A 1,295-nucleotide genomic window follows, 5' to 3' on the forward strand; every position below is an offset into this window, starting at 1 on the left:
CCCGACAGCGCGGCCGAGATCACGAAGGCCAGCAGCTTGAAGCGGCTGACGTCATAGCCCAGCGAGAGCGCGCGCGGCTCGTTCTCCTTGATGCCCTTCAGCACCTGGCCGAAGGGCGAATGGATGGTGCGGACGATCAGCAGGAAGGCGGCCACCACGATCACCAGCGTGACGTAGTACATCGTGAGGTCGTTCTGCAGATCGACCAGGCCGAAGAGCTTGCCGCGCGGCACGCCCTGGAGGCCGTCCTCGCCGCCGGTGAACTTGGCCTGCAGCGCGACGAAGAACACCATCTGCGCCAGCGCCAGCGTGATCATCGCGAAGTAGATGCCCTGGCGGCGGATCGCCAGCAGCCCGAAGATCCAGCCCAGGAAGGCGCCGGCCGCGGTGCCGGCGACGAGGCCGAGTTCGGGCGTCAGGCCCCAGACCTTCATCGCATGGCCGGCCACGTAGGCCGAGCCGCCGAGAAAGGCCGCATGGCCGAAAGACAGCAGGCCGGTGTAGCCCAGCAGCAGGTTGAAGGCCGAGGCGAACAGCGCGAAGCACATCAGCTTCATCACGAACACCGGATAGGCGCCGACGAAGGGCGCGATGACGAGTGCGACGAGCAGCAGCAGGTAGATGACTGTGGAGAGCTTTTTCATGGGGCTGCCGTCTTACTTCTCTTTGCCGAAGAGACCGGCCGGGCGGATGAGCAGCACGATGACCATGATCACGAAGACCACGGTGGAGGATGCCTCGGGGTAGAACACTTTGGTCAGGCCTTCGATCACGCCGAGCCCGAGCCCCGTCAGGATGGCGCCCATGATCGAGCCCATGCCGCCGATCACCACCACCGCGAACACGACGATGATGAGGTTCTGCCCCATCAGCGGCGAGACCTGGATCACCGGCGCCGCGAGCACGCCCGCGAAGGCGGCCAGCGCCACGCCGAAGCCATAGGTCAGCGTGATCATCAGCGGCACATTGACCCCGAAGGCTTCGACCAGCCGCGGGTTCTCGGTGCCGGCGCGCAGATAGGCGCCGAGCCGGGTCTTCTCGATCACGAACCAGGTCGCGAAGCAGACCACCAGCGAGGCCACCACCACCCACGCCCGGTAGTTGGGCAGGATCATGAAGCCGAGGTCGGTGGCGCTGGCCAGCGCGTCGGGCGTGTCGTAGGCCAGGCCCGAGACACCGTAGATCGAGCGGAACACGCCTTCGATCAGCAGCGTGAGGCCGAGCGTCAGCAAGAGGCCATAGAGGTGGTCGAGCTTGTAGATCCAGCGCAGCAGCAGCCGCTCGATGACGATGCC

The 1,295-nt window shown here is 65.9% G+C and carries 2 protein-coding genes; both read right to left on the bottom strand.

Annotated features, from left to right (window positions below):
• The coding region (locus QTI68_RS40080; RefSeq protein ID WP_286529976.1) for a branched-chain amino acid ABC transporter permease at positions 1–644 on the bottom strand (644 nt) is incomplete at its 3' end.
• Between the two features lie 12 nt (positions 645–656).
• On the bottom strand, positions 657–1,295 hold a 639-nt coding region (locus QTI68_RS40085; RefSeq protein ID WP_286529978.1), incomplete at its 5' end, for a branched-chain amino acid ABC transporter permease.

Origin of the sequence: Variovorax sp. J31P207, assembly GCF_030316965.1 — a bacterium.
GTDB lineage: Bacteria > Pseudomonadota > Gammaproteobacteria > Burkholderiales > Burkholderiaceae_C > Variovorax > Variovorax ginsengisoli_B.